6 protein-coding genes are annotated in these 6,402 nt (G+C 44.1%); 1 reads left to right on the top strand and 5 read right to left on the bottom strand.

Going from position 1 to position 6,402, the window contains the following annotated elements:
* Positions 1 to 126: 126 nt before the first annotated feature.
* Positions 127 to 552: a MarR family winged helix-turn-helix transcriptional regulator gene (locus tag A3766_RS08420; RefSeq protein WP_068513497.1), complete on the top strand. Its 426-nt coding sequence runs from the start codon at positions 127 to 129 to the stop codon at positions 550 to 552.
* A gap of 15 nt (positions 553 to 567) precedes the next feature.
* On the opposite strand, the gene A3766_RS08415 is transcribed toward A3766_RS08420, so the two are convergent.
* The 5 genes from A3766_RS08415 to A3766_RS08390 all read right to left on the bottom strand — a co-directional run bounded on the left by A3766_RS08415 (position 568) and on the right by A3766_RS08390 (position 6,189).
* Positions 568 to 1,464 carry a DUF4344 domain-containing metallopeptidase gene (locus tag A3766_RS08415; protein ID WP_068513500.1) on the bottom strand — a complete coding sequence of 299 codons (897 nt, stop codon included), beginning with the start codon at positions 1,462 to 1,464 and terminating at the stop codon, positions 568 to 570.
* Between the two features lie 163 nt (positions 1,465 to 1,627).
* A complete protein-coding gene (gene ppk1, locus A3766_RS08410) occupies positions 1,628 to 3,736 on the bottom strand; it encodes a polyphosphate kinase 1 (protein WP_068513504.1) in 2,109 nt (702 codons plus the stop codon).
* 68 nt (positions 3,737 to 3,804) lie between these two features.
* The gene (hemB, locus tag A3766_RS08405; RefSeq protein WP_082865402.1) at positions 3,805 to 4,815 is read right to left on the bottom strand and encodes a porphobilinogen synthase; all 1,011 of its coding nucleotides are present in this window, start codon (positions 4,813 to 4,815) and stop codon (positions 3,805 to 3,807) included.
* Between the two features lie 149 nt (positions 4,816 to 4,964).
* Positions 4,965 to 5,690 carry a hypothetical protein gene (locus A3766_RS08400; protein WP_068513508.1) on the bottom strand — a complete coding sequence of 242 codons (726 nt, stop codon included), beginning with the start codon at positions 5,688 to 5,690 and terminating at the stop codon, positions 4,965 to 4,967.
* Between the two features lie 301 nt (positions 5,691 to 5,991).
* Positions 5,992 to 6,189: a hypothetical protein gene (locus tag A3766_RS08390; protein WP_068513514.1), complete on the bottom strand. Its 198-nt coding sequence runs from the start codon at positions 6,187 to 6,189 to the stop codon at positions 5,992 to 5,994.
* Positions 6,190 to 6,402 lie beyond the last annotated feature (213 nt).

Raw genomic sequence — 6,402 nt, 5'->3', positions numbered from 1 at the left:
CTGTATATTGTTGGTGCTGGCTTGAGCTATGCGATTGGTAAACATGTTTGTCGTCATAGTGAATTCGTTGAAACCTGTGGTGTAAGTGCCGCGGCTACCTTTATCGTTTGGTACTAAGCTTTATTTATGTCGGAAGACCTTCTTCGCCTGGATAAACAGGTTTGTTTTTCTTTATATAGTGCTTCCAATGCGATGGTTCGAGCCTATCGGCCATTCCTTAAATTACTGGACCTGACCTACCTTCAGTACATTGTCATGATGGTATTGTGGGAAAAAGACGAAATCAACGTCAGTGATTTAGGGGAGCGGGTTCATCTGGACTCAGGAACCTTAACACCTTTATTAAAGCGTCTTGAAGCGAAAGGCTTATTGAGTCGAAGTCCTGGTCTTCGTGATGAGCGAGTAAAAATTCTTACTTTGACTGAAAGTGGTCGCTCTCTAAAAGCTGAGGCGCAAGCGGTACCTGAGCAAATGCTTTGCAAGCTTGACCTACCTCCTGAGCAGTTACAAACCTTAAAGCAGCAATGCGAGGCGCTGCTCAAAGTACTGTAATTGTTTCCTTTAAGACTAGTGTGCAGCAAGCCAGCTGGTGAGCCTATTCTCTTGTCTGAGGTGCGGTTGTAAGGCATCAAGCCAGGTCTGTAACTTCTCCAGATACAGTTTTTGGCACTGTTCAATTTTTTTCTGATCCCATGCCAGCTCTTCTAATAGCTCATGATAGGCTTGCTCTGTTCTGTTCACGCGAGCCAGATAGTCTTTGCCGAGTATTAAGCAAACGGCTTTGCGGTAGCGCTGCTCATCGAGTGAAACCTCAGCTTCGTAGTCTTCTTCGCCGCCATAAGGAATAGATTGCCTGATTAGTAGAAATGCTTCCGTTGCTTCCAGAATAAAGTCGCTGTCATGGTGGTTCAGGTTGATAAGCATAAGGGTCGAGAAGTTATCCAGTGCAAATACTTCTTGCCCGGATACGCCTAAATCAAACTGACTAACCAAGGCTCTGCCTAGTTCAAACCACAAATATTTTTCAACGGCTGCGCTGTATATCGCTTCTTGTATACCCTCTTGTTGAGGGTATTTGGCAATTAGGCCTTGATCTAGTTGGTATAGAAAGGAGAAGGGGATGTCGATCTTTATATCAACCTGGCTGGTTTGTTTGTTGTTCGAGCTTGCAGTGTCAAGTGCTAAAGGTTGGCTCGTTGTAGCCTGGTCAGCTTGGTGAAAGTGATAAATGATGCTTTGTTTTAAAATAAGGTCTTGTTCACTAAATATTCGCAAGCGTTCGAAAACTTGAGACTTTTTCAGACGTGTAATTAGCTTGGTATCGTATTCACTCTTAGCGTCAGTTTGAAATGATAAGTCTGATGGCTGTTGAGGCTCAGTAATAGAGATCGATGCGTAGGTGCTGAAGGTTAGGGTTGACGTTATAAGCAGGAGCAGTAATCTGATATGTATAGAAGGAGTCATGGGAAGCGTCTATTTATTATTTAAATTATCTATTGTGGTACCCNGTTAGCCCATTCTATTCGGAATTTAAACTAAATGTACTGAATCTTTGGTAATGTCGGCTGAATCGCACTCTTCTTTTAAAGTATTGAAAACAGATAAAAGAAGAGTGCCAGGTTTGGCTTTAGGTTGAGGCAAGGTGCTCGAGTAAATATTGTTGTGCGCAGACTCGAGATTCGGCTTCGGCAGGTTGGTTCAAATGATATTTTCCCTCGGTGTCCATAATCCAGCTTTGGCAATTATCGCTTAGGTAGAAGCCAATTTCGGCTTTCACGCGTTCTACTAGCTTCTTATCTTCCATCGGGAAGCAGGTTTCAACACGCTTTAACAGGTTACGGGTCATCCAGTCGGCACTGGCACCATAAATCTGGTCATTACCATCATTGTGGAACCAATAAACTCGAGTGTGCTCCAAGAAACGCCCGATCACAGAGCGTACTTCGATCGTTTCGGAAATACCCTCTAGCCCTGGACGTAAACAGCATATGCCGCGGACAATAAGCTTAATAGGCACGCCTGCTTGTGATGCTCGATACAGTGCCCGAATAATTTTGGGTTCTGATACTGCATTAACTTTAATGGTGATTCCTGAGGCTTTACCTGCTTTGGCATTATTAGCTTCTCTTTCTATCATCGAAACCAAAGAGTCATGTAAGGTGAAAGGAGCATGGAATAGTTTTTTGATCTTCAGTGCTTTGCCCATACCCGTGAGCTGCTGGAATATTTTATGAACCTCTTTCCCGAGAGCTTCATCACCACTCATAAAGCTATAGTCTGTATAGAGGCGGGCGTTCTTTGCGTGATAATTACCCGTACCCAAATGTACATAGTGCCTAAAACCTTCGGCTTCGCGTCGGGCTACGAGTATCATCTTGGCGTGGGTTTTATAGCCCACTACGCCATAAACGACGACAGCGCCAGCTTCTTGCAGGCGGCTGGCTAGTTCAATATTTTCTTCTTCGTCAAAACGGGCTCGTAATTCTATTACTGCAGTGACTTCTTTTCCGCGTCTTGCTGCATCGACCAAGGCGGCAACAATTTCAGAATTAGCGCCGCTACGGTAAAGTGTTTGTTTAATAGCAACGACATCGGGGTCTAGGGCAGCGTGTCGAAGAAAATCGATAACTGGTGTAAAGCTCTGGAAGGGGTGGTGCAGAAGAATATCTTTCTGTTTTATAGTTGAAAAAATATTGCTGCTTTTCTTTAAAGGCTTTGGCAGGCCTGGAGCGAAGGCCGGGTAGAGTAGTTCAGGTTTGTCGACTAAATCTGGTAGTTGCATTAGGCGAGAAAGGTTAACCGGGCCTCGCACTTGATACAGTTCATCTTTACTCAGTTTAAACTCTTTGAGCAAGAAAGAGATCAGATGCTCTGGGCAGTTGTCTGCAAGCTCTAATCTAACAGCGTCACCAAAACGTCTCGAGAGCAGCTCCCCTTTTAATGCAGAGGCCAGATCCTCCATATCTTCTTGTTCAAGTTCAAAGTCGGCATTTCGGGTTAAACGGAATTGGTAACAGCCTTGCACTGACATGCCGGGAAATAGTTGGTCAACATGAGCGTGAATAATTGAAGATAAGAATACCAGTTCATCACCCTTGGAAATCTCCGCAGGTAATTTAATAAGCCTGGGTAAAGAGCGGGGGGCGGGAACGATTGCCAGGCCGGTTTCACGACCGAAAGCATCTTTGCCGTCCAGCTCTACGATAAAGTTTAGACTCTTATTTACCAGGCGAGGAAAGGGGTGTGAAGGGTCGAGACCGATGGGGTTAATAATCGGTAGTACTTCGTTATCGAAATAATTAGCTAACCATTCATGTTGAGCTTCACTCCATTCCTGGCGTCTTAGAAAACTGATCCCCTCTTTTTTTAACTCAGGCAGAAGCACATCATTCAAAATCTCATACTGTTCACGAACAAAATCTGTCGCGATATGTTTGATTTTTTCTAGGGTTTGTTCAGGGCTTAGTCCGTCAGGCCCAATTGTCTCCCGACCAAATTTGATCTGATGTTTTAGGCCGGCCACACGAATTTCAAAAAACTCATCCATGTTGCTACTGAATATGCAGCTAAACATCAGACGGTTGAGGAGAGGGTGCGATGTATCAATCGTTTGTTTGAGCACGCGATGGTTGAACTGCAGATGGCTTAGTTCCCTGTTCACGTAGTATTCGTGGTTAAGGAGGTCTATAGCAGGGAGCTCATTATTTGCTGTTTGCTCGTCATGCGTCGTGCTCATTGTTGTCTGTATTCTCCAAGTATTTTAAAAGGGGCGATAATCCATTCTAGCTGAACATTGTTACATCTTTATCCTTTGCTAAGAAGTTTCGCAGCGTCCTTGGCAAAATAAGTCAGAATTGCATCGGCGCCAGCGCGCTTGATACAAAGTAGTGACTCTAGAATAATTTTATCCTTGTCTAGCCAGCCATTTTCTATTGCGGCCATATGCATCGCATACTCACCACTCACTTGATAGACGAAGGTCGGCGCTTTGAGTTCAGTCTTGATACGGTAAACAATATCGAGATAGGGCATGCCTGGCTTGATCATAACCATGTCGGCACCTTCCTGAAGGTCCATGGCGACCTCGTGCAAGGCTTCATCAGAATTGGCCGGGTCCATTTGGTAAGTCTTTTTATCTGCTTTACCTAAGTTGCCAGCAGAGCCTACTGCGTCGCGAAAAGGACCATAATAAGAAGAGGCATACTTAGCGGAGTAGGCAAGTATAGAGGTATTGATATGGCCTGCGGCTTCCAGTTCTTTGCGAATCGCAGCGATTCGGCCATCCATCATATCTGAAGGTGCAACGATGTCTGCTCCGGCCTCTGCGTGTGACAAAGCCTGCTTAACTAATGCGTTAACGGTAATATCGTTTAATACATATCCATCATCATCGATAATTCCGTCTTGGCCGTGGGTTGTAAAGGGGTCTAAGGCAACGTCGGTAATCACGCCCAGCTCCGGATATTCCTTTTTTAGTGCTCGTACAGCTCTTTGGGCTAGGCCCTCGGGGTTCCAAGCTTCTTTGGCATCAAGAGACTTGGCATTACTCGGGGTGACGGGAAATAGTGCGACGGCGGGGATACCAAGCTCTAGTAGCTGCTGCGCCTCTTTTAGTAGTAGGTCAATACTCAGGCGTTCAACGCCGGGCATAGAGCTAACAGCTTCGCGTTTATTTACACCTTCAAGAATAAACATGGGGTAAATCAGGTCATTGGCTGTTAGTGTATTTTCCTGCATCAAGCGACGGGAAAAGTCTTGAAAGCGCATGCGACGGAGTCGGCTGTTAGGGAATTGTCGTTGGCTGGGTGAAAACACTTTTTATCTCCGGCAATCATCAAAAATATTATGTGCTTAAGATTAGCAGGTATGCCGAAGGAAAGGCTATAACGCAAGTCAACTGGGGCTGGATTTTTGGAAGTATTTTGCTTTTCGCTAAATACAGGGAACTCGAGATCTAGGTACGCTTATATGCTTAGCTTAAGTAATAATTGAATGCTTGGGATTAAAGCGATGCTTAGCATAACAAGTGCGGAGCCTATGCAGGTCGCGCCGCATAATTGTGAACCGCGAATTTTTATTCGTTGAACAGGGTCTTGTAGCGCAGACTTCCAGTGCCTAAAAGCAGCGGGTTCAGGTATGCATAGTTGTGCTCGGCCGCTTTTAGTATGGCTCAGTTCGTGAATGTAATGCTGGTCTTGGTCGCGCTGATATAAAACCATAATTGATAAACTTGCAGCAATTACCATTGAGGCAAGTAGAACCTGCCCAAATGAAATATAGATGCTGCTGGTTATTGCAGCACCTATCATGCCTAGGCTTAGCAAGCTAATCATTGATATCAGTGCAATAAAAGTTTTGCAAGTACGTGAGTGTTTGCGGCGAGTTTTGAGAATACGAAGTTTTACTTTGTCGCCAACGTGGAAGTTGCCTGAGGCTAAGTGGTCAATTGCGGTAAAGCGAACCGGGCCTCCTTCATGCGGGTACTCAATGACAGGGTAAAAACCATTTTTAACGTAGGTTTGGCTAGTACTATTGTCGGCATGAGAAGTAAGGCTAGAGAATACTTGATGGATTGACACTACTTTTCCGTATTTAGCGTATGCGCCACGGAGAAAACGTGAATAGTCTCGATATAAAAAGGAACCGGCGACGGCAAGCGTCAAGCTTATTATTAAAGTAAAGGCGTCCATTAAATCCCAATTCTCCTGTACCTGAATCCATTTAGGTGCATGACTACAAAAAAGCGAGTGCCTTGAGACGGTAATAGTGTGTGGCAGGTCTCAAAGTGAGTGCGAATTGTCGCATAGATTTCGAAATCTGCAATGTCTTTTTAGAAATAATCAGGTCTTTTTACAGGAAAATAGCGAATAGGGTGAATTTAAATTCACTTTTATCACTCTCGGTAATATTCTTAGATGAAAAAGTTACCGAGAGCGATGGAAGAAAGAAGAAGCTAAGCGGTACTGCTATCGCTTTTAACGTAGTACTGGCTTAGATTGGTGCTGAGCCATAATTCATGGTCGGCTTCTTTGGCGGGTCAGCTCGTACGTTATTATCAACGCGTTCTACGTTACCACCTCTTTTTAGAAATTCTTCAATATCACTGCTTAGTTGTTGGCGTACAGTTTCTCTTACAACTCTGGGGGATTCGCTGCTGCATTCAGGGAGTGCAATGGCTTCTTGTGACATAATGGTACCTATCTATCTTTCTGCTATATCTCCAATTTCCTTTTATTTTTAAGGGTTTAGGAGATTTTGTGTTGCTTGTTTCTATTGTTTTCTGCACTGATCTATATAAACCGCCCAGCGACATGCCTATATTAAGGTTTATCTTTAATTATATGTAACAGTGCATTAAGTGGATAATATAATCTAAATTATAGCTTTGCAACATAAATCATT

It is taken from the genome of Oleiphilus sp. HI0132, assembly GCF_001635845.1.
Note: the sequence above shows the minus strand (reverse complement) of the source record. Positions and strands in the feature narration are given on the sequence as shown.

Bases quoted from the DNA above. Each gene is read 5' to 3' on its own strand.
- A3766_RS08420 (WP_068513497.1), top strand. From the start codon at position 127: ATGTCGGAAGACCTTCTTCGCCTGGATAAACAGGTTTGTTTTTCTTTA.
- A3766_RS08415 (WP_068513500.1), bottom strand. From the start codon at position 1,464: ATGACTCCTTCTATACATATCAGATTACTGCTCCTGCTTATAACGTCA.
- ppk1 (WP_068513504.1), bottom strand. From the start codon at position 3,736: ATGAGCACGACGCATGACGAGCAAACAGCAAATAATGAGCTCCCTGCT.
- A3766_RS08400 (WP_068513508.1), bottom strand. From the start codon at position 5,690: ATGGACGCCTTTACTTTAATAATAAGCTTGACGCTTGCCGTCGCCGGT.
- A3766_RS08390 (WP_068513514.1), bottom strand. From the start codon at position 6,189: ATGTCACAAGAAGCCATTGCACTCCCTGAATGCAGCAGCGAATCCCCC.